The sequence below is a fragment of the Gemmatimonas aurantiaca genome, assembly GCF_037190085.1.
GTDB classification, from domain to species: domain Bacteria; phylum Gemmatimonadota; class Gemmatimonadetes; order Gemmatimonadales; family Gemmatimonadaceae; genus Gemmatimonas; species Gemmatimonas aurantiaca_A.
On record NZ_JBBCJO010000005.1, the window covers coordinates 149,485 to 171,262 of the forward strand.

Consider the following 21,778-nt stretch of genomic DNA (forward strand, 5'->3'; position numbering starts at 1 on the left):
GCTAACGTGAGAAACACTTTAGCTCCCCGTGACATCGGCCGATAGAGCCAAACGTGCCGGCAGATCTCCTCAGCAGATCGTCCGGCAATACCGCCGCTTCGATGAAGGACCGGCGGGTTGACCCGACTGCTCCGTACCGTTGCGATCTCGAGGATCGAATCTCTATGTCGACGTTCCGTCTTGCGCTGTTCCCCGCCGTTGCCGTCCTGCTTCTCGCCGGTCCACTTGCTGGCACCGCCGCCGCCCAGGACGATAAGGTCTATCCGATCTCGGAAGTGACCAATCCGCCCAAGCTCGCCTCGTCCACCAATGCGGCGCGTCTCATCCAGGAATCCTATCCCGCCGACCTCAAGAGCCGCGGCGTGGGGGGCATGGTCGAACTCCAGTTCGTCGTGGATGCCAAGGGTAAGGTCGATCCGTCGACGGTCGAGGTGGTCGATGCCACGCAGACGGCGCTCGGCGAAGCGGCCAAGAAGGTGGCGGCCAAGCTCGATTTCAACCCCGGCAAGGTGAACGGTTCGGCGGTCAAGACGAAGGTCGTACTGCCCATCATCTACAAGGCCAACTGAGTCTCTGCGCCTATGGTCCCGGCTGAATAACGGTCGGGCACCCGGAGCCGGTCCAACTTGGGCCGGCTCCTCGTTTTTCGCCGTTCCCTTGCTAGCTTCCCGCGCCATGACCCAGTCATCCCAGACTTCCATGCGCGACAAGCTCGAGCGACTGGCCGTCGCTCGTGAGGCTTCGGAACAGGGCGGCGGAGCCGCCCGCATCGCGGCGCAGCACGCCAAGGGCAAACTCTCCGCCCGCGAACGCCTCGATGTCCTGCTCGATGAAGGTTCGTTCGTCGAGATGGACCGGTTCGTCACCTCCCGCTCGCTCGCCGAGGGCGAAGCGCCCATCTACGGCGACGGCGTCGTCACCGGGCACGGACGCATCGAGGGACGACTGGTGTACGTCTTCTCGCAGGACTTCACCGTGTTCGGCGGCTCGCTGTCCGAGGCCCACGCCGCGAAGATCTGCAAGGTCATGGACCTGGCGCTGCGCAACGGCGCGCCGGTCATCGGTCTGAACGACTCGGGCGGCGCGCGCATCCAGGAAGGCGTGGTCTCGCTCGGTGGCTACGCCGACATCTTCCTGCGCAACACGCTGGCGTCCGGGGTGATCCCGCAGATCTCCGCCATCCTCGGTCCCTGCGCCGGCGGCGCCGTGTATTCGCCCGCCATCACCGACTTCATCTACATGGTGCGCGGCACGAGCTACATGTTCGTCACCGGCCCCAACGTCGTGAAGACCGTCACACACGAAGATGTGACGATGGAGCAGCTCGGCGGCGCCGATACACACGCCGGCACCAGCGGCGTGGCGCACTTCGCCTGCGACTCCGAACTCGCCTGTCTGCAGCACATCCGTGACCTGTTCCGGTATGTGCCCAGCAACAATGTCGATGACCCGCCACGGGGCAGCGCGCGCGATCCGCGCGACCGCCGCGAGGAGTCGCTGCTCACGGTCGTGCCCGACAATCCGAACAAGCCGTACGACATGCGTGAAGTCATCACCCGCATCGTCGACGACGGCACGTTCTACGAAGTGCAGCCCGACTACGCCGCGAACATCCTCATCGGTTTCGCGCATCTCGGCGGACAGAGTGTCGGCATCGTGGCCAATCAGCCCGCGGTGCTCGCGGGCGTGCTCGACATCAACGCGTCCATGAAGGCGGCGCGTTTCGTCCGGTTCTGCGACTGCTTCAATATTCCGCTCGTGACTTTCGAAGACGTGCCGGGATTCCTGCCCGGTGTGGCGCAGGAACACAACGGCATCATCAAGCACGGCGCGAAGCTGTTGTTCGCGTACTGCGAAGCCACGGTGCCCAAGCTCACGGTCATCACGCGCAAGGCGTATGGCGGCGCGTACGACGTCATGAGCTCCAAGCACATCCGCGGCGATTTCAACGTGGCCTGGCCCACGGCCGAAATCGCGGTGATGGGCCCCAAGGGCGCGGTGGAGATTCTGTATCGCAAGGAGATCGCCGAGGCGGCCGATCCGCAGGCGGCACTGGATGCGAAGGTGAGCGAGTACACCGAGAAGTTCGCCAACCCGTACATCGCCGCGGCCCGTGGGTATGTCGACGATGTGATCGATCCGCGGGACACGCGTCCGCGTCTCATCGAGGCGCTGGAATCGCTGCGGGGCAAGCGCGATCGCAATCCCGCGAAGAAGCACGGCAATCTTCCGCTCTGAGGCCCGGCATGTTCAACAAGGTGCTCGTCGCGAATCGCGGCGAAATCGCGCTGCGTGTCATCCGCGCCTGTCAGGAACTGGGCGTGAAGACCGTGGCCGTCTACTCCGAAGCGGACGCGCAGGCGCCCCATGTGCGCGAAGCCGACGAAGCGGTGCTCGTCGGACCGCCGCCCTCGAGTCAGTCGTACCTGGTCGGTGAACGCCTCATCGAAGTCGCGCTCCGCACGGGCGCGCAGGCCATTCACCCCGGGTACGGCTTCCTCTCCGAGCGCGCCTGGTTCGCGCGTGCCGTACGTGAGGCGGGTCTCGTGTTCATCGGTCCGCCGGCCGAAGCCATCGAAGCGATGGGCTCCAAGACGGCCGCCCGCCAGTTGGCCATCTCGGCCGGCGTGCCGGTGGTGCCGGGCAACACCGAAGGGGTGAAGGACGCCGACGAAGCCATCGCCATTGCCGAGACCTACGGGTTTCCCGTGCTGCTCAAGGCCGCGGCGGGTGGTGGTGGCAAGGGCATGCGCGTGGTGCGCGTCCGCGAGGAGGTGGCCGATGCGCTGGCCTCCGCGCGTCGTGAAGCCAGGAACGCGTTCGGCGACGATGCGGTGTACCTCGAGAAGTACATCGAAGGCCCGCGCCATGTGGAGATCCAGGTGCTCGCCGACACGCACGGCAATGTCATGCATCTCGGTGAACGCGAATGCTCCGTGCAGCGCCGGCATCAGAAGATGATCGAGGAAGCGCCGAGCGTGGCGGTCACACCGGAACTGCGCGCCCGCATGGGCGCCACGGCCGTGGCGGCGGCAAAAGCGGCGGGGTATGTGAATGCCGGCACCTGCGAGTTCCTGCTCGACAAGGACGGCAACTACTACTTCCTCGAGATGAATACACGCATCCAGGTGGAGCATCCGGTCACGGAACTCGTGATGGGACTCGATCTGGTGCAGTGGCAGATCCGTATCGCGGCCGGCGAAGCGCTGCCGTTCGCGCAGAAAGATTTCACGCCGCGCGGCTGGGCCATCGAATGCCGCATCACGAGTGAAGATCCGACGAACGGGTTCCTGCCCAGCACGGGTCGCATCGACTATCTGCACCTGCCCAGCGGTCCGGGGGTGCGATGGGACGGCGGCATCGAAGCGGGCAGTGAAGTGGGACTGCATTACGATCCCATGCTGGCCAAGCTCATCGTGCATGCGCCCACGCGCGCGCTGGCGATCGCGCGCATGCGACGCGCCCTGCACGAGCTCACGATCGACGGCATCGAATCGTCGCGCGGTTTCCATCTGCGTGTGATGGACGATCCCGAGTTCCAGCGCGGCGACATCAGCATCCAGTGGCTGGAGCAGCGGCTTTCGACCCTCACGGGACCGAACACCGATCCGGACACGCTGCGACTGGCGGCCATCGCCGCCGCGCTGGTGGCGCATGAAGAGCGCACCGCGGGTCGGGTCGGGTCCGGCGCTGTGTCGAGCAGCAACAACGGCACCGGCAGCAGCACGGACTCTGCGTCCGCCTCGTCGACACCGGGCGGCTGGGCCGCGCTCGCCCGACGCGAAGGATTGCGGTGACGGTGAGACGTCGTTCGCACGGCGCTGCGCGCAAGGCCCATCACCGGGGACGGCGCGAGGCATCCGCCCGCCCCGAGCGGTCGGCCGTCATGACCATCGACGGAATTGCCGCCGGTGGTGATGGCGTGGGACGCGTGGACGGCATGGCGGTATTCGTGCCGCGGACGGCGCCGGGCGACGTGGCGCAGGTGGCGTATGCCGTGCATGCGCGACACGGACGCGGACGGATGTTGCAGTTGCTGGAGGCGTCGCCCCAGCGCGTGGCGCCGCGGTGCCATCACTACGACACGGATCGATGCGGGGGCTGTCAGTTGCAGCACCTCGATACCGCGACGCAGCGACGGGCCCGCCAACAGATCGTGCAGGACACCCTGCGCCGCGTGGGACGGCGGGAGATCGCCCTGCCGCCCATCACCGCCGATCTCGAGTGGCACTATCGCGGACGGCTGACGCTCGCGCTCCGGCGGAAGGGATCCGGATGGATCGGCGGCCTGCATCCGCACGACGACGCGCAGCGGGTGTTTGCACTGGAAACCTGCGAGATCGCGCATCCGCTGCTGGTCGAGACATGGCATACGGTACGTTCGCTGATCACCGATCGCCGTTTGCCACTGCCGGATGGTGATGCGCTCCGTATGAGTCTGCGCCTCGAAGAGGAGACCGCGGCCACACCCGACGCGCCCCGGCACATCGTGATCGTCGTGCAGGGAGGCGCCGTCTGGCCCGCACGCGAGGCGTGGACGGCGCGCCTGCACGAACTCGCGCCGCAGGTACGTGGTGTGTGGTGGGAGCGTGAGGATGGGCGCCGGGAAGGGCAGGCAGACAACACCGTCGCTGATCCAGTCGCTGCCGAGTCGCTCCCCGACGCCAGTGAAGCTCTGGCGTTTGCGCAGGTGAATGCGCGTGTGGCCGATGCACTGCGGGCGCATGTGTTTGCCGCCGTGATGCAGTTCGATCCGCGTCGCGTGGTGGATGGATATGCCGGTACCGGATTGCTCACCGAGCAGCTGGCCCGCGAAGGACGCGACGTCGTGGCGGTGGAAGCCGACACGGTGGGAGCACGCCATGCCACGGAACGGCTGCAGGCTGCCGGCGCCGATGTGGCGCGTCGTGCGCGCGTCGTGTGCGACCTGATGGAGCAGGCGTTGCCGCAGCTCACCGCGGCCGCTCATACGCCTGATGTCGTCGTGCTCAACCCGCCACGGCGTGGTGTGGACGCCCGGGTGACGGCGTGGCTCGAGGATGCCGTGATGCGGGAAGCGCGTGGTGTCGTGTATGTGAGTTGTGATCCGGCGACCCTGGCGCGCGATCTCTCGCGCCTGCCGTCGTGGGACATCGTCTCGGTGCAGTGTTTCGACATGTTTCCGCAGACCGCGCACGTGGAGACCGTGTGTGTGCTGCAGCGATCCGAAGGACGGGAGGGGGAGGCCGCGTGAAGTACATCGTGGATGTGAACGGCGAACGGATCACCGTGGAGCTCGACGGAGCGCATGCGGTCGTGAACGGAGAGCGCGTGGACGTCGCGCTCACGCCCATCGTGGGCACGCCGGTGCGGCTCGTGCGGCTTGGCGAGCAGGTGCATCGGGTGACGGCGCGCCGCGGCGATGCGCGCGGACGCTGGACCCTCGATGTGGACGGCGCACGCGTCGAGGCCGAGGCGCTGGATGAACGACTGCGGGCCATCCGTGATCTGACGGCGGCATCGGCTGCGGCCAGTGGGCCGGCGCCACTGAAGGCACCCATGCCGGGCCTCGTCGTGCGCATCGCCGTGGCTGTGGGAGACGAGGTCTCGACCGGACAGCCGCTCGTGGTGGTCGAAGCCATGAAGATGGAGAACGAACTCCGGGCCACGGCGCCCGGCCGGGTCACCGCCATCAGGGCGGAGCAGGGCATGGCCGTCGACAAGGGCGCCGTGCTGCTGGAGATGGAAGCGCTCCACGCATAGTCCGGCGCCCGGCCTCCGGGGCGATCCCGCCGAAACGATCGGCGGAAACGACAAGACAGGTGGAAGACGGGGAGGCCGCATGTTGCATGCATGGCCTCCTCTCTTTTCTCCGATATCTGCCGGCGTATCGCGCAGCATGTCACGATGCGTCGCCTCCTGGCCGTGATGCTCATGACCGCGGTCGCGTCCGGCTGTGATGGCTGGGGAACCCCTACCGCAGTCGAACCCTCCCAGACCACGGGAACCACGGCGCAGGCACCGCAGGGCCGTGATACGACCTCGATCCCGGCACGTCTCAGAAGCCTGCCGGTCAATCCCTTCGACGGCCCGCTGGTCATCGCGTCCTTCCGCGTCGTCGAATACGCGATGCCGTGCCGCGCGGACTGCCCCTACCTGCTCTATGCGCCGCTGGTCGAGCTGCAGGCCGCGTCGGGAGCGGACTCCGCCAGGGTCCTCGGGGTGAGCATCGATGTGGGAGAGCGGACCACATGGTGGTGCAGTGGAAATGTGCCGTATCGAAGCGGCGAGCGCTCGCACCTGATCGGCTTCGAGCCCTACCCGTCGATCGGTGACCTCATGTTCCAGGCGCCGAAAGCGCGGCCGATTTCCGGGCTGGCACGGGTCTCCCTGCTGGTGTCTGCCGGCGACGGCACCCGCTCGCTGCTGACCGCCACCACGACCGTGCAGTCCACCACGCCACCGCCCGCACTGCCCGATCCGTCAGAGGCACCTGTGTGGACCTGCGCCCATTGACGCATGTAGGACGAACACCCTGCGAAGGCCCTGCGAAGGCCCTGCGAACGCACGCAAGACATCACGCAGACGAGCCGCCCACATCCTGCCGGACATGCGCGCATACTGCTCATCGATACGCCTCATGGGGTGGCGCACGACGAACCACACGCCACTCCTGATCGCCGGCCTCCTGTTCGTCGGGGGTTGTGAGAGCGCCCGCACCCCAACCGCCGTCGACAGCCCGCCGCCGCAGGTCCCCGCCTCGCCGACGCCACAAGCCAGCGCCGGGCAGGGGACGATGCGCATCTCCCTTCAGCACGAGCTGATTCCGGTTGGCGGGCAGACGCTGTTGAGTGTGACCCTGACCGACTCCACGGGCACGATCATCGACAACGCGTCCGCCGTGGTCGATCTGGATACCACGGCGCTGGTGGTGGACCACATCACCGTGGACAACATCGCGGGGAATGGCCAGCCCAGCCGGGAAAAACAATGGCACTGGATCCTGCGGGGCCGAAGATCCGGACGCAGCACCATCCACGTCTCCCAGGGCACACGTTTCCAGGGGGTGCTCGACCTCGATGTGTTCTCGACCGATACGGCCTCCAGTCCGCTGAAGGTGGCGTCGTTCCGGGTCGTTCGGTATCCGGTGGACCGTGACCGTGTGCGGGATGCCCCCCTGCTCGAATTGCACGACGTCACCGCGGATTCCGCACGCGTACTCGGCATCCGTTTCGATATCGGAGGCCAGTCGACCGGCTGGTGTCTGATCACGCTGCCTCCCCCCGCCCTGGGAGTTCCGTATGCCGAGGGCGTCCCCTATGCGCCGGGAGAACAGGCGTATCTGTTCGGCGTGAACGACCGTGATCCCTATCGCGACGATCCGGTGCTGTTCTTCAGCACCGCCGACAAGGCCCGTGACGATGCCAGCGCCCTGGTGGTGGTGCAGGATCGCGCGGGAACCCTCACGGCATTGACCGCGTCGACACACATCGAGGTGTTGTCGGCAAAGCCGGTACTCCCCCCGCCACGGGCGCCGTTCTGGTTCGCTGGCGACACCTGCGGACGGTGAAACTGCTCATGTCCTTCACGCGCCTTTCCAACGCCCGCGGCCGCGCCGCCTTTCGCGGAGCGCTCGCTGTCACATGCGCCTGCGCCATCGCCGCAGGCTGCGACGGCCGCAGTACACCGGCAGCCGTCACCGGCCCCCTTCCGCAGGCCACCAGACCCGCGGCGGTCGAAACAAAACCCGCCCGGCTCGATGCCATCCTTTCGGCTCCGCTGCTGCCGGTTGGCGAACGCGTGCGGCTCGACGTGTTCGTGCGCGATGGTGCCGGCGCGCTCCTCGGCAACCGCGACGCGACCGTGGAAATCGACACATCGGTGCTCGTCGTGGATTCCATCGGCACCTTCCCCATGACCTCCAACGGCGTCACCTACGCGCAATCCCGGTGGGTGCTCCGCGCCAAACGGGTGGGGCCGTCGGTGGTGCGGGTATCGATCGGTGGACTCACCACCTCCGCGCAGTTCGAAAGCCTGCCAGTCAATGCAGGCGGAGGGCCTCTGACCATCACATCGTTCCGTGTGGTCGAATATCGGGAGGCATGTGCCTGGAACTGTCCCTACCTGATGTACGCGCCGCTGGTCGAACTGCGCGAGGTCACGGGCGCGGCAAACGCGAGCGTCCGCGGGATGCGGATCGATATCGGGGAACACACCACGGGGTGGTGCGGCGGCAACACGGTGGACTATCGATCCGGCGAGCAGTCGCAACTGATCGGCTTCGATCCTTACCCGTGGGCCAACGACATCCTGTTGGCATCGCTGAATGGCATTCCGTTCCCGGCGGAACGGGCGACGGTCCTGTTGCTGGTGATCGATGCGCAGGGGGGCCGTTCGTTCCTGACGGCCACGGGGCCGGTCGAGCGCATGGAGCACCGTCCCGCGCTGCCGGGCCCACGCCCCAACGCCGGGTGGACCTGCAACTGAACCCATGAAGCGTCGGCGGGATGCATTCGCGCCGGGAAGACAGCATACTTGCCGCGTCAGTCATTTCCGGAGAGGGCGCCATCCACGGGGATCGGATCCACCTGCAGGTACTCGGACCGGTGACGGTTCGCAGTCCGGACGTGCGTGGCCCCACCACGCTCGTCACGCAGGCTGTGCCGCTGGCCGTGCTCTGCTTCCTGGCCCTGGCCCGTCCCCGCGGATTGCAATCGCGCGACGCGCTGATCGCGAGGCTGTGGCCCGAGCGCGATGCGGTCCGTGGCCGCCGGGCGCTGCGCAACGCCCTCTATACGCTCCGCCAGGCCCTGGGGCCCGACGTCATCGTGACGGTTGGGGAGGGGTTGCTCGGGGTCGATCCGGCCCGCCTCGCCTGCGATGCGCACGCCCTGGAGCGCGAAGGCACCATCGCCACGGAAGAGATGCGCACGGCCGTGCCGTTCGACGGGCTGTACGTGCAGGGCGCGGCGCTCTTCGAGGAGTGGCTCTCGGCCGAACGCGATCGCCTGCGGGCACTGCTGGCCAGAGCCCGTGCGGAAGACGGCCGTACCGTTCCGCAGCGACCGGAGGTGTCCCTGGCTGGACGTGCTTTTGGACCGATGGCACCACGATCACCGCACGCGCAGGACGCCTGGGTGCTCTGCGTACGGGGACATCATCTGTTTCTGCGCAGCGCACCGGGAAACGTCCCCGAGGAGTTGCGACAGAGCCGTGCCTGTTTCGAACGGGCGCTGTCCCTCGATCCGGCGTGCGCCGCGGCCTATGCCGGGCTGGCCAACTACTACGCCGTCACGGCACGTCGCGGAGCGTATGCGGCGTTTCATGAGACCTTCGCGCAAGCCATCCGCTACAGTGAGCAGGCGTTGGCGCTCGAGCCTTCCCTGGCGGCGCCGCACGTGCACTTTGCCGTGAAAGCCATGTATCTCGACGACGACTGGGACCGGGCCGGTGTCGAGTTCGCCTGCGCCGTCCGCAATGAGCCCGAGTATGCCGAAGCCCGACGGTTTTATGGCGTCTGGCTCGGGATGAGCGGCCGGAAGGAGGACGCACTGGCCCAGATGGAGGAGGCTGCCCGCCTGGAACCCGATATTGCCTACATTCTCAGTTCTCTTGGCGCGGCGCGACTCGCGGTGGGCGACGCCGTTGGTGGGGAAGCGGCGTTGCGGGCGACGCTGGCGATCAACGGCCGGCACCTGGCGGCACGCGAGCGGCTGGTGTCGTTCCTGGAGGAAAATGGGCGGATCGACGAGGCGCTGCAGGAGCGCCTGCGTCCCCCCGTGATGGTGGGGGCCGAACCGTTGCAGGCCGCCTTCCTCGCCGGCGGGGTGGAGGCCTACGGCACGCAGCTCCGGACATTGCTGGTCGAGCGCATACAGGCTCTGGAGACCCGGCTGGTGGAAGGGGCGGCCGCCACGGTGGAGGACATTTTTTCACCGCCCGAGGTGCAACTCGTCGGCCTGTATCTGCGGGCTGGCGATCACCGTCGGGCCCGCGCCTGGCAGTTGCAGAGTGTGGCGCGGCGCCCGGTTCTGACGCGGTGGTATTCCGCGCTGCCCGGGCTGGGCCGGGTGTCCGGTTCGGACGCCCGGCACGAAGCCCGGTGAAGGTCGGCGTGGGCGGTGGTGTTACGCCGCCGGCGGTGCGTTCCGGCGCATGCGGTTCACGCCCTTGATGACAATGAACAGGGTGAACGCCACGATGAGGAACGTCAGGATCTGATTGATGAACTGACCGTAGGCAATGGTCGCCACGCCGGCCTTCTTGGCCTCTTCCAGTGTGGTGAACGGCCCACCGGACAGGGTCACGAACCGGTTGGTGAAATCGATCCCGCCGGTCAGGGCGCCGACCACCGGCATGATGATATCATTGACCATGCTGTCGACGATCTTCTGGAAGGCGCCACCGATGACGACACCGACCGCCAGATCGAGGACGCTGCCCTTCATGGCAAATTCTTTGAACTCCGACATCATCGACATCGTTTGTGCACTCCGGCGGATAGGGGAAAGACGCCCGAAAGGTTTGGGAGCTAAGTATTAGGGTCGAAGGGTGGGGTGGCGGAAGGTGTGGGGCTGGAAATTCCACGGTGGGATGGGATTCGGCATCCGGGTTTCCGTCCGGGTTCTCCTGGGTTCCGCCATTGGCAGCCCGCGCGACCCAACCCTTGTATTGACAGCTACTTCAGGTCTGAGTAAGCTACGAGTCTGTCCCGTTTTCCGCGGGAATCCGCAGGTATTGGCGGTTCTGTCGCAGTTCCGTTGTTTCGTTACGCGCTCGGTCAGGCGTTTCTTTCAGGCGTTTTTCTACATCCCATCACACACGTACCTCGCAAGCGCGCAGCCCGCGTCTCCGCGGGTTACCACGCACGGATCACGTTAGCATGAAGACCTACAGCGCGACCCCGAAGGATATCGACCGTCGGTGGTACATCGTCGACGCGGAAGGAATGGTCCTGGGCCGGCTCGCGTCGGAAGTGGCGAAGATCATCCGCGGCAAGCACAAGCCCATGTACACGCCGCACATGGACACGGGTGACTTCGTCATCGTGATCAATGCGTCGAAGGTCCAGGTGACCGGACGCAAGGCGGAACAGAAGACATACTTCAGCCACACCGGCTACATGGGCCATGAGAAGCACACGCCCTTTGCCTCCGTGTTGGCCAAGCACCCGGAGCGGATCATCGAGAAGGCGGTCTACGGCATGCTGCCGAAGACGGCGCTCGGCCGCCAGGTGCTCCGTCGCAAGCTGCGCGTCTTCGCGGGTGCCGAGCATCCGCATGTGGCCCAGAACCCGGCCACGCTCACCTTCTCCTCTGCCGAGGCCAAGTAATGTCGGACCAGATTCAGGCGGTCGGCCGTCGCAAGGAAGCGGTGTGCCGTCTTTACCTCACGCCGGGCTCGGGCAAGTGGTCGGTCAACGGCCGCACGCTCGGTGATTATTTCCCGCGTCCGACGCTCGTGTCGGCCATCCAGCAGCCGTTCACGCTGACCGATACCCTCGGTCGCTTCGACGTGAAGGCCACCATCGATGGCGGCGGCGTGTCGGGCCAGGCGGGCGCGGTGCGGCTCGCCGTGGCGCGCGCGCTGGTCAAGGTCGACGAGACCAACAAGAAGAAGCTGCGCGAATTCGGCCTGCTTACGCGTGACGCGCGTGAGGTCGAGCGCAAGAAGCCGGGCCGCGCTGGCGCCCGCAAGCGCTTCCAGTTCTCGAAGCGCTGAGTCCGGATGGCCGACGCTCCGGCGTCGGCCGCCCCTCCAGCATATCTCACACGTGGTCCGAGTCGGTGGCGGGTGCCAGTCCCTCTGGGATGGTCGCCACCGACCATGACGATCACGGACGATTCCAAACCTCCCGTATCCGTATCATGTCGACTCCGTCCCTCGAGCAACTGCTCGCCGCAGGCGTCCACTTCGGGCATCAGACCCGTCGCTGGAACCCCAAGATGCGCCGGTTCATCTTTGCCGAGCGCAATGGCATCCACATCATCGACCTCCAGAAGACGCTCCGCCAGATCGAACTGGCGCAGAAGCTCGTCCGTGAGGTCGTCCTGCGTGGCGAGAACGTCCTGTTCGTCTGCACCAAGCGCCAGCTCGCGGCCATCGTGCGCGATGAAGCCGTGCGCTGCAATGCCATGTTCGTCACCGAGCGCTGGCTCGGCGGCATGCTGACCAACTACCAGACGGTCAAGAAGCAGGTCAAGAAGCTCAAGGAGCTCGAGGCCGGCACTGAAGACGGCAGCCTGCAGAACTACACGAAGAAGGAACAGCTTCTCATGTCGCGTCAGCGCGAGAAGCTGTCCAAGTATCTGGCGGGCATCAAGACGATGCACCGCCTGCCGGGCCTGTTGTTCGTCATCGACTCCAAGAAGGAGCGCATCGCCGTCTCCGAGGCCAACAAGCTCGGTGTGCCGATCGTCGCCATCGTCGACACGAACGCCGATCCCGACCTCATCACCGTGCCCATCGCCGGCAACGACGACGCGATCCGTTCGGTCGAGCTGATCACCCGCGTGGTCGCCGACACGATCGACGAAGCGCGTCGCGAAGCGCCCGTGCGCCCGGTCGAGGAAGAGCAGGAGAGCTACACGTTCAGCAGCGACCGGGGCACCGAGCCCGCCGGTCGTGGTGATCGTGGCCGCGGTGGCGACAACCGTGGCGGGGACAACCGTGGTGGTGGCAACGATGAAGGCGGCCGTGGCGGTCGTCGTCCGCGTCGCCGTCGCGCGAAGCCCGAAGCGATTGCCGCCCGTCTCAAGCCTGGCTCCGAAAGCCCGGCCGCCGAAGATGGCGCGTCCACCCCGAGCGCGGAATAACGCAGACGGCCACGTCGTTCATTCCCAGGGTGTGTCCTCCGAGGACGCACCTCAGGATGCAGGAGTACGACGCCGCCGGTCTCATACCGGCGGCGTTCGTGTACCGGGACCCGTGAACCGGTCCCGGAGATCGCCCGGACAACGCAGATCGTTCATTTTCAATAGACCCGCTTCAACAGGACTCCACGATGAGCACCCCGATCACGGCCAAGGCCGTCGCTGAACTGCGCCAGCGCACCGGCGCCGGCATGATGGACTGCAAGAAGGCCCTCGAAGAGACCAACGGCGACATGGACGCTGCGGTCGAATACCTCCGCAAGAAGGGCATCGCGAAGGCCGAGAAGCGCGCCGACCGCTCCACGAGCGAAGGCATCGTCGGGGGAGAGGTGTTCAACAACGGCACGTCGGGCGCCATCCTCGAAGTCGCCTGCGAAACCGACTTCGTGGCCCGCAACGAAGACTTCGGCAAGATCGTCGCCACCCTCGTGGCGCATCGGGTGCAGTCGCCCGCGGCCGACATCGAAGCGATGCTGGCCGAACCGCTGGCGTCCAATCCGGCCGAAACCGTGGCCGACTTCGTGAAGGGCGCCTCGGCGCTCACCGGTGAAGCGGTCAACGCCAAGCGCACCGCGCGCTTCGACGCCGGCGAGAGCGGCCAGGTGGGCATGTACCGCCACCACAACGGCAAGCTCGCCACGCTGGTGCAGATCACGGCGTCCTCGCCGGAAGTGGCCGCGCACGAAGCCACGCGCGAACTCGTGAAGTACATCGCCGAACACGTGGCCGCCTCGGCGCCCATGGCCGTCGATCGCACGGGTGTGCCCAACGAGAAGCTCGAAAGCGAACGCCGCATCGCGGAAGAGCAGGCCCGCCAGGCCGGCAAGCCCGACGCGATGATCGAGAAGATCGCCACCGGCAAGGTGGAAGCGTTCCTCAAGGACGTGACGCTGCTGCCGCAGCCCTGGGTGCGTGACCCGGCCGTGACCATCGCGCAGCTCGTGGCCGACTACGCGAAGAAGGCGGGTGGCACGATCACCGTCGACCGTTTCGCGCGTCTGCAGCTCGGCGCCGAGTGAGCGCGATGAACGCCGACGCGACCACGTCGCTGCGTTTCTCGCGCATTCTCCTCAAGATCTCCGGCGAAGCCCTCGCCGGAGATCGTGGGGTCGGTTTCGATTTCGATCGCATCGGATTTTTCGCCGATCAGATCGTCGAAGTGGCCCGCATGGGCGTCCAGCTCGGCCTCGTCATCGGCGGTGGCAACATCGTCCGTGGCACCCAGCTCTCCCAGATGGGTATGGACCGCGTGGGCGCCGACTACATGGGCATGCTCGGCACCGTCATCAACGCGATGGCGCTGCAGGATGTGCTCGAGAAGAAGGGGCTCGACACCCGGGTCATGACGGCCATCCGCATGGAAGAATTGGCGGAACCGTACATCCGGCGTCGGGCGCTGCGCCACTTCGAGAAGGGGCGTACGGTGATCTTTGCCGCCGGCACGGGCAATCCGTATTTTTCCACCGATACCGCGGCGGTGCTGCGCGCCATCCAGATGAAGGCCGATGTCATCATCAAGGCAACCAGCGTCGACGGTGTGTATTCGGCCGACCCCAAGAAAGACCCCAACGCGACGTTCTACGAGACGATCAGCTATCGTGACGTGATGCTCGAAGAGCTGCGTGTGATGGACCAGACGGCCATCACGCTCTGCAAGGAGAATCAGTTGCCGCTGATCGTGCTCAACCTCCACCGCCCCGATGCCATCGCCCGAGCCGTACGCGGTGAGCGGGTCGGGACCCTGGTTTCCTGAATACGCCATGAGCACTACTGCGCAGATCATCAAGGACGCCAAATCCGGCATGGACAAGGCCATCGAGAACTCGAAGCGGGAGTTCTCCGGCGTGCGCACCGGGAAGGCGTCGCCGAACATGCTCGACACCATCAAGGTCGAAGCCTATGGCTCGATGCTGCCGTTGAACCAGGTGGCGTCGATCGCGGCACCCGAACCGCGCATCCTCCTGGTCACGCCCTTCGACAAGGGGCAGGCCAAGGTCATCGAGAAGGCCATCCGGGAATCGGAACTCGGCCTCGATCCGGCCCATCAGGGCGGGGTCATCCGCGTGCCGCTGCCCAGCATGAACGAACAGCGTCGCAAGGAACTCGTGAAGGTGCTGCACAAGCTCGCCGAGGACGGGCGCATCGCGGTGCGTCATGCCCGTACGGATGCACGCGACAAGGTGAAGAAGCTCGACGGCGTCTCCGAAGACGAGAAGAAGCACGCGGAGAAGGAACTGCAGAAGGTGCACGACGAGTTCATCGGCAAGATCGACGCCTTGGTGAAGGCGAAGGAAGCCGAATTGATGGAAGTCTGAGTCCGCCTTGCGGACCGATCGTGGATGTGCGCGTCACCGCTTCCGCCTGCCATGACTGAACCCCAGTCAGCGCTGCTGGCACGCATTCGCGTGCACGGGGCGGTGCCGCGCCACATTGCGATCATCATGGATGGCAATGGCCGCTGGGCGCGCGAACGGCACATGCCGCGCGCGTTCGGTCACCGGTCGGGCATGAAGGCCGTGCGCGAGGTGGTGGAAGGCGCCCTCGAGGCCGGCGTCGAATGGCTGTCGCTGTTCGCCTTCTCGCAGGAGAACTGGCAGCGTCCGGAAACCGAAGTGTCGGCGCTCATGTCGCTGCTCGAGGAGTACATCGCCCGCGAAGCCGCCGAACTGGCGCAGCAGGGCGTGCGGGTCTTCGTGCATGGCGATCTCTCGCGACTCAGTCCGCCCGCCGCGAATGCCGTGAAGCGCGTGGTCGACGAGACGGCGACGGGGACGAAGCTCGGACTCAATCTGTTCATCTCCTACGGCGGACGGGCGGAACTGGTTCGCGCCACGCGACAGCTGGCCGCCGATGTGCTCGCGGGACGACTCGGCGTCGACGCGATCAATGAGGAGGAGATCAGCGCGCGCCTGTACACTGCGGGCTGCCCCGATCCCGATCTGCTCATCAGGACGTCGGGAGAACAGCGTCTTTCGAATTTCCTGCTGTGGCAGGTCGCGTACGCGGAGCTTTACATCTCGAGCCTCTTCTGGCCCGATTTCGATCGCGGCGCGCTGTACGAAGCCATCGCGGATTTCCAGCGACGCGACCGGCGTTTCGGCAAAGTGAGCACGTGAACGAACTGGCGCGGCGCGTCGTCGTGGCGCTCATCGGTGCGCCCATTGCGCTCGGGTTCATCTGGATCGGCGATGCGGCGCTCACCACGCTGCTCGGCGGGATGGCGGCGATCGGCGCATGGGAGTTCTACCGGCTGGCGCGGGACAGCGGCGCGGCCCCGATGGCGCCACTGGGCATCGTGTTGTCGGCGCTCATTCCCATCGCGGTGCACGCGCACTATCTCGGCGTGGCCCGCATGCCCATCGCCCTCGTGCCACTCGTCGCCGTCGCGACGCTGGGCGCGAGCATCTGGCTGCGTGGTGTCGAGGGGCGGCCCCTGGCATCGACCTCCAGCACGATCTTCGGGGCGATCTATACCGGCGGCACACTGAGCTTCGCCTATGCACTGCGCTATCACAACTATGCCGTCGGAGACATGGCCGGCGCGCTGGTCGTGATCTTTCCGCTGGTGCTCACATGGGCCAGCGACATCGGCGCGTACTTCAGCGGTCGGGCCATCGGCGGACGGAAGCTCATGCCATCGGTGAGCCCGGGCAAGACCATCGCCGGCGCCATCGGGGCGGTGATCACCACGATCGGGGTCGCGTATGCCCTGGTGCATCTGCTGCTCATTCCGAAGGCCCAACTGGCGTTCACGCCGGTTGGGTTGGTGATCTTCGCGGTACTGATCAGCGTCGCCGCGCAGATCGGGGACCTCGCCGAATCGCTGCTCAAGCGCGAAGCCGGCGTGAAGGACAGCGGCACGCTCTTCCCGGGACATGGCGGGGTGCTCGATCGCCTGGACTCGCTGTTCTTCGTCCTGCCCACGGCGTACGTGCTGTACGATCTGCTGTTGATCCCCGCGCCCGGCGGTCGATGAAGGCCGGTGCTACGGTCCGTAGCGTCGCCAGCGGTGCCGCTACGGCGGCATCGGCGCAGCCGGTGGGTCCGGCGGCGGGGCCCGTGGGCGTGGCGTTGCTGGGCTCCACCGGATCCATCGGCACCAGTGCGCTCCGTGTGCTGGACCGCCAGCGGCATCGTTTCGTGCCGGTGGCGCTCACGGCGCACAGCAACCTGGCAGCGCTGGCCGAGCAGGTCGTCCGGTGGGCGCCCGCCTGCGAGAGCTACGGCGCGGGCCTCTACGCGGGCCTGGTGGCCCCGCAGGTGGCCTCCCAGGAAGCGCTGCCCCCGGCCTGGGGCACGGGCGCCGACTGCCTCGTGGAGGCCGCCACGCACCCCGACGCGGCCATCGTGATCAATGCCGTGGTGGGCGCCGCCGGTCTGCCCGCCACACTGGCCGCGCTCGAAGCGGGGAAACGCGTCGCGCTGGCCAACAAGGAAACGCTGGTGATGGCCGGCGGTCTCGTCACCGAGGCCGCCAGACGGCATGGCGGCGAACTGGTGCCCGTGGACAGCGAGCACTCCGCCATCCTGCAGTGTCTGGCGGGCCATGACGTGTCCGAGGTCCGGCGACTCATCCTCACGGCATCCGGTGGGCCGTTCCGGACCTGGAGTTCCGAGGCCATCGCGGGGGCCACGGTGAGTGATGCCCTGCGGCATCCCACCTGGAGCATGGGCAGCAAGATCACCGTCGACAGTGCCACGCTCGCCAACAAGGCGCTCGAGGTGATCGAGGCGCACCACCTCTTCGGCGTGCCCTACGATCGTATCGACGTGGTGGTCCACCCGCAGAGCATCGTGCACTCCTTCGTGGAGTTCGTGGACGGCAGTGTGCTGGCCCAGATGGGTGTCCCGTCCATGGAATTGCCCATCCTGTATGCACTGACCTGGCCGGAACGGGCGCCGGACACCGGCGTACCATCTTTCGATCCGGTGGCAGTGGGGGGCCTGACGTTCGAGGCCGTCCGGCACGAGGACTTCCCCATGCTCCAGTTGGGCATCACGGCTGGGCGCCGGGGAGGCGCCGCGCCCGCGGTGTACAACGCAGCCAACGAGGTGGCCGTGGCACATTTTCTTGACGAACGCCTTCCCTTCGCGGGTATTGCGGCGTGTGTGTCGGCGGTGGTGGATGCGCTGGGCGCCATGCCCGGGGATACGCTGGACGCGCTGCTGACGGCGGATGCCGCCGCGCGCGATGCGGCGCACGACGCGGCGCGTGATTACGTGGATTACGTGAAGGGCAGGGTGGGGTCCTGACAACGATGGCATCACTTTCCGTCTATATCGCACCACTGCTCGTGTTCGGGCTCGTGGTGTTCGTACACGAGCTCGGGCACTTCATGGCCGCCAAGATGACCGGGGTGTATGCCCCGGTTTTCTCGCTGGGCTGGGGACGCCGCCTGTTCGGCTGGCGGCGCGGCGAAACCGACTATCGCGTGTCGATGTTCCCGCTGGGTGGGTACGTGCGCATGGCCTCGCGCGACGATGAAGCGCTGGCCGGCATCGAAGGGGCGTCCGGTGACCGCGGCTCGCTCGATGGCGCCGCCCAGCGTCCGGCCGAAGTGCCGGAAGGGCTCTGGGATCCCCAGGGCATGGCGCCTTTCGGACCCAAAGCCGTGCCGGCCAACCGCTGGGTGGAAAACAAATCCACGGCCGCCCGGGTGTTCATCCTCTCGGCCGGGGTGTTGATGAACATCCTGCTCACCATCGTGGTCTCGAGCGGGATCTACTACCGCTACGGCAACCAGTATCTGCCGGCGGTGATCGACTCGGTGGTGCCAGGCGCGCCCGCCGCGGTGGCCGGCCTGCAGGCGGGCGATCGCATCGTCGCCATCAATGGCGAGTCGGTGCGCAGCTGGGATCAGGTCCTCGATCGTGTCGCCCCGGTCACCACGGGCACCGTGACTCTCGAGGTGCAGCGCGGCGCGGAGGCCTTGCGACGGGAACTCACCCCGCAGGTGGGCGAATCGCCCGACCCGGTGACGGGGGCGCCGCGCAAAGTCGGACGGGTGGGCATCAAGGTACGCGATTCCGTGGTGCGGGAGCCCGTGGCACTCGGCACCGCGCTGACATCGGGCACCAGAGCCACCTGGAAAATGGCGCGTGAGGTGGTGCAGGTGCTCGGCGGTCTGATCTCCGGTGAGGTCTCGGCGAAAAATCTCGGCGGCCCCATTCAGATCGCGCGCACGTCGGTGCAGGCGGCCCGCAACGGGGCGGAAACGCTGTGGTCACTGATCGCCTTTCTGAGCCTCAACATCGCCATCCTGAATCTCGTGCCCATTCCCGTGCTCGACGGGGGGCAGATTCTCATGGTGCTGGCGGAGCGCGTCAAGGGCAGCGAGTTCAGCATGCGCACGCGTGAAGCCGTAGCACGGGTGGGAGTCCTCGCGGTCCTGGCGTTGATTCTCCTGGTCACATTCAACGACGTGCGATCGTTCTTCACCCGATGAGGTGTGGATGAGGGGTGTGCGGTGATGCGGCGGGTGTTCGTCGGATGCATGTGTCTGGCGGCGTTCATTCCCGGATGCCGCCGAGGCTTGCCGGATTCGGTGGACGCGCAGCCCGCCCTGTCACGCATCCCCCGCGACGTCCCGCGATTCGAGATCGACAGCGTCACCGACAGCACGGCCATCTTCCGGGTGCAGGAAGCGCGCTGGCTGCGCGCGGGCATGACGGGGTATGCCGTCGATCCGCGGCAGCGCGATGCGCTCGTCGCGCGTGTGAAAATCATGGCCTCCGATACCGCCACCGCCGTCGCGCAAGTCACGTCGCAGGTCTCGTTGGTGAAGCGGGACCACGTGTTGCTCATTCTCGCCCCGGAACGCCCCTGGTGGCGTCGTCGCACCTTCTGGGTCGGACTTGGCACCGGGATCGTGGTCGGCGGCGGAACCGCGCTGCTCGCCAAGTCGGGCGGCCACGGTGAGACCGCCGTGGTCCTGCCATCGACACCCTGAGCCGATTGCGCCGGGGAGCATGTCCGGACCGTCTTGGGTGACTCACAGACTGTGAGGGGCCGCCTGCGGCGGCGATACCAGCAGGATGAACAGCCGGATACCAGCAGGATGACTGCGGGATGAACGCAGGAATGCGGCGGGAGGCACACACCAAAGCCACTTTTTATCCTGCTGGTATCCGGCCGTTGATCCTGCTGGTATCGCGCCCGAAGGGCGCCCTTCACCCTTGCGGCGCGCCCCCCAACCACGATCTCCGCTCCGAACCCAGTCGCCTCGCGAAGGTGACGTCCCCGCCCCCCATCCAGTAGCTCCTCAACTGCAGATCAGCTTCCGCGAAATGTCCGCCGATCCCGAGGTGCGCACCACGTCGACGGTATCCTGGAACGTGCTGCAACGCGGCGCGGAGATCTGCAGCAGATAACGACCCTGCGGCAGCGTCATCGACGCCGCGCTGTCGGCCCTCAACTCGCGCGCCCGTCCGCCATCGAGCGGAATGAAGGACACGCGGGCATCGCGCGGATGGATGAGGTACCGCACGACGGCACAATCGCGCACGGGCATGTCGAGCACGACCCGTTGGCCGGCGTGCAGATCCTTCAACACCGTGTCGTATGCGGCCGTCTCACACTCGGTGGACGCCTGCGGCAGGACTGCACGCACCGTGATCGGTGCCGTGGTGGGACGCTCGCCCTTCCAGGTGCCCACTCCCACGAGCTTGCTGTCGACATAGAGCTCCGCGACATCCGGCGCCGTCACCTCCAGGTGGGCGAGGCTGCTGGCGGGACGCGGCGGGCGGGTTGGACGGTCATCGGCCGGACGCACCGGATTGGGCACCGGCGCGGGGAGCTGAGTGGCTGGCGTATCGATCGGGACCTGCACCGCGGTGCCACTGTCGGCCGTGAGGGCGGTGGAGTCGGCAGTGCGGGTCGGCACCGGCGGCACGCGCCAGTGATTCGCGCCCCAGGCGGCACCCAGCACGAGCACGGCCACCGCCGCCAGCCACCACCAGCGTCGCGGGGAATCGGGGGCGCGGAAGGCGTCCACGGTATGCGAACCGATGCGGCGCGCCGAGGCACTGCGCTCGGGTGCCGTGGAAAGCGCCGCCAGCGCATCCACCACCTGCATGGCCGACGTGAACCGCTCTTCGGGTGTCTTGGCCAGCAAACGCAGAATGACCTGCTCGAACTCGGGCGTGAGTGCGGGCACCATCGTGCGCGGGGGCAGCGGAATGTCCTCGATGTGCTGACGCGCGACCGCGTACCAGTCCTCGCCATCGAAGGGCACCCGCCCGGTGACGGTCCGGTACAACGTCACGCCCAGGGCGTAGAGATCGCTCCGGCCGTCGAGCTCCTGCCCGCGCGCCTGTTCGGGGCTGAAATAGTGCGGCGTGCCCAGGACCTGATTGGTGGCGCTCATGCCACTGGAGCCGGTGAGCGCCCGCGCGAGCCCAAAATCGGCCACGACCGCCTCGCCGTCGCCATCGACGAGGATGTTGTCCGGCTTGATGTCGCGGTGGATGATCTGGCTGGCGTGCGCCACGGCGAGGGCGGCCGCGATCCCGATGCCCAGGCGTACGGCCTCGGGCTCCGGCAGACGGTCCACCAGCGCGAGACGCCGTCCGAGCGTGACCGGATAGAGATCCATGGCCACGAAGGCGGTGCCATCGATCTGTCCGACGTCGCGGACGGTGACGATGTTCGGATGGCGCAGCCGGGCAGCGGTGGCCGCCTCCCGACGGAAGCGGCTCTCGGCGGCCTCCTGACCGGCAAACTCCGGACGCAGGACCTTGAGCGCGACCGGGATTTCGAGATCCTGGTCGACCGCCTCATAGACCCACGCGAAGGCACCCGTGCCCAGGAGCCGGGTGACTCGGTATTTGCCGATGGTACGCCCCAGATAGCGGTCGGGCACGCGGTGGTCCTTTACAGATCGGGCGGAGTGGAGTAAGCTACCATGCTACCTGCAATTGCGCGCGAA

21 protein-coding genes and 1 pseudogene are annotated in these 21,778 nt (G+C 66.8%); 20 read left to right on the plus strand and 2 right to left on the minus strand.

What is annotated here, in order from left to right; all coding sequences use genetic code 11:
- Positions 1-164: 164 nt before the first annotated feature.
- The 9 genes from WG208_RS06360 (at position 165) to WG208_RS06400 (ending at position 10,085) form a co-directional block, all read left to right on the plus strand.
- A complete protein-coding gene (locus tag WG208_RS06360) occupies positions 165-569 on the plus strand; it encodes a TonB family protein (protein WP_337170499.1) in 405 nt (134 codons plus the stop codon).
- 130 nt (positions 570-699) lie between these two features.
- On the plus strand, positions 700-2,238 hold the full coding sequence (locus WG208_RS06365) for an acyl-CoA carboxylase subunit beta (protein ID WP_345786968.1): 1,539 nt from the start codon (positions 700-702) through the stop codon (positions 2,236-2,238).
- 8 nt (positions 2,239-2,246) lie between these two features.
- Positions 2,247-3,797 carry an acetyl-CoA carboxylase biotin carboxylase subunit gene (gene accC / locus WG208_RS06370; RefSeq protein ID WP_337170501.1) on the plus strand — a complete coding sequence of 517 codons (1,551 nt, stop codon included), beginning with the start codon at positions 2,247-2,249 and terminating at the stop codon, positions 3,795-3,797.
- An 89-nt stretch (positions 3,798-3,886) separates the two neighbouring features.
- Positions 3,887-5,233 (plus strand): 23S rRNA (uracil(1939)-C(5))-methyltransferase RlmD, encoded by a 1,347-nt coding sequence (gene rlmD, locus WG208_RS06375; protein ID WP_337170502.1) that lies wholly within the window; start codon positions 3,887-3,889, stop codon positions 5,231-5,233.
- The gene (locus WG208_RS06380) at positions 5,230-5,742 is read left to right on the plus strand and encodes a biotin/lipoyl-containing protein (protein ID WP_337170503.1); all 513 of its coding nucleotides are present in this window, start codon (positions 5,230-5,232) and stop codon (positions 5,740-5,742) included. Before rlmD ends, WG208_RS06380 begins: the two co-directional genes overlap by 4 nt.
- Before the next feature lie 90 nt (positions 5,743-5,832).
- On the plus strand, positions 5,833-6,495 hold the full coding sequence (locus tag WG208_RS06385; RefSeq protein ID WP_337170504.1) for a hypothetical protein: 663 nt from the start codon (positions 5,833-5,835) through the stop codon (positions 6,493-6,495).
- A gap of 280 nt (positions 6,496-6,775) precedes the next feature.
- A complete protein-coding gene (locus WG208_RS06390; RefSeq protein ID WP_337170505.1) occupies positions 6,776-7,549 on the plus strand; it encodes a hypothetical protein in 774 nt (257 codons plus the stop codon).
- A gap of 8 nt (positions 7,550-7,557) precedes the next feature.
- Positions 7,558-8,466: a hypothetical protein gene (locus tag WG208_RS06395; RefSeq protein ID WP_337170506.1), complete on the plus strand. Its 909-nt coding sequence runs from the start codon at positions 7,558-7,560 to the stop codon at positions 8,464-8,466.
- Positions 8,467-8,585: 119 nt separating this feature from the next.
- A complete protein-coding gene (locus WG208_RS06400; protein ID WP_337170507.1) occupies positions 8,586-10,085 on the plus strand; it encodes a hypothetical protein in 1,500 nt (499 codons plus the stop codon).
- Positions 10,086-10,130: 45 nt separating this feature from the next.
- On the opposite strand, the pseudogene mscL reads toward WG208_RS06400, so the two are convergent.
- Positions 10,131-10,454: pseudogene (gene mscL, locus WG208_RS06405) on the minus strand (large conductance mechanosensitive channel protein MscL); the annotation flags it as partial.
- A gap of 407 nt (positions 10,455-10,861) precedes the next feature.
- Here mscL and rplM point away from each other — a divergent pair.
- The 11 genes from rplM to WG208_RS06460 all read left to right on the plus strand — a co-directional run bounded on the left by rplM (position 10,862) and on the right by WG208_RS06460 (position 19,801).
- A complete protein-coding gene (gene rplM, locus WG208_RS06410; protein ID WP_337170509.1) occupies positions 10,862-11,311 on the plus strand; it encodes a 50S ribosomal protein L13 in 450 nt (149 codons plus the stop codon).
- Positions 11,311-11,700 (plus strand): 30S ribosomal protein S9, encoded by a 390-nt coding sequence (gene rpsI, locus WG208_RS06415; RefSeq protein ID WP_337170510.1) that lies wholly within the window; start codon positions 11,311-11,313, stop codon positions 11,698-11,700. The genes rplM and rpsI overlap by 1 nt, the downstream gene beginning before the upstream one ends.
- 146 nt (positions 11,701-11,846) lie before the next feature.
- Positions 11,847-12,794 (plus strand): 30S ribosomal protein S2, encoded by a 948-nt coding sequence (gene rpsB, locus WG208_RS06420; protein ID WP_337170511.1) that lies wholly within the window; start codon positions 11,847-11,849, stop codon positions 12,792-12,794.
- A gap of 188 nt (positions 12,795-12,982) precedes the next feature.
- Positions 12,983-13,870 carry a translation elongation factor Ts gene (gene tsf / locus WG208_RS06425; protein ID WP_337170512.1) on the plus strand — a complete coding sequence of 296 codons (888 nt, stop codon included), beginning with the start codon at positions 12,983-12,985 and terminating at the stop codon, positions 13,868-13,870.
- A 5-nt stretch (positions 13,871-13,875) separates the two neighbouring features.
- Complete coding sequence (gene pyrH, locus WG208_RS06430; RefSeq protein WP_337170513.1) at positions 13,876-14,604, plus strand: UMP kinase; 729 nt, start codon at positions 13,876-13,878, stop codon at positions 14,602-14,604.
- A 7-nt stretch (positions 14,605-14,611) separates the two neighbouring features.
- Entirely contained in the window at positions 14,612-15,166 is a 555-nt protein-coding gene (gene frr / locus WG208_RS06435) for a ribosome recycling factor (protein WP_337170514.1), read from the plus strand.
- A gap of 51 nt (positions 15,167-15,217) precedes the next feature.
- The gene (locus WG208_RS06440; RefSeq protein WP_337170515.1) at positions 15,218-15,967 is read left to right on the plus strand and encodes an isoprenyl transferase; all 750 of its coding nucleotides are present in this window, start codon (positions 15,218-15,220) and stop codon (positions 15,965-15,967) included.
- Positions 15,964-16,827, plus strand: a complete 864-nt coding sequence (locus WG208_RS06445; protein WP_337170516.1) for a phosphatidate cytidylyltransferase — start codon at positions 15,964-15,966, stop codon at positions 16,825-16,827. The genes WG208_RS06440 and WG208_RS06445 overlap by 4 nt, the downstream gene beginning before the upstream one ends.
- Positions 16,824-18,104, plus strand: a complete 1,281-nt coding sequence (gene dxr / locus WG208_RS06450; protein ID WP_337170517.1) for a 1-deoxy-D-xylulose-5-phosphate reductoisomerase — start codon at positions 16,824-16,826, stop codon at positions 18,102-18,104. The genes WG208_RS06445 and dxr overlap by 4 nt, the downstream gene beginning before the upstream one ends.
- Positions 18,105-18,109: 5 nt before the next feature.
- Positions 18,110-19,297, plus strand: coding sequence for an RIP metalloprotease RseP (rseP, locus tag WG208_RS06455; RefSeq protein ID WP_337170518.1), 1,188 nt, complete (start codon positions 18,110-18,112; stop codon positions 19,295-19,297).
- A gap of 99 nt (positions 19,298-19,396) precedes the next feature.
- The gene (locus WG208_RS06460; protein ID WP_337170519.1) at positions 19,397-19,801 is read left to right on the plus strand and encodes a hypothetical protein; all 405 of its coding nucleotides are present in this window, start codon (positions 19,397-19,399) and stop codon (positions 19,799-19,801) included.
- Positions 19,802-20,113: 312 nt separating this feature from the next.
- On the opposite strand, the gene WG208_RS06465 is transcribed toward WG208_RS06460, so the two are convergent.
- The gene (locus WG208_RS06465; RefSeq protein ID WP_337170520.1) at positions 20,114-21,712 is read right to left on the minus strand and encodes a serine/threonine-protein kinase; all 1,599 of its coding nucleotides are present in this window, start codon (positions 21,710-21,712) and stop codon (positions 20,114-20,116) included.
- Between the last annotated feature and the right edge of the window lie 66 nt (positions 21,713-21,778).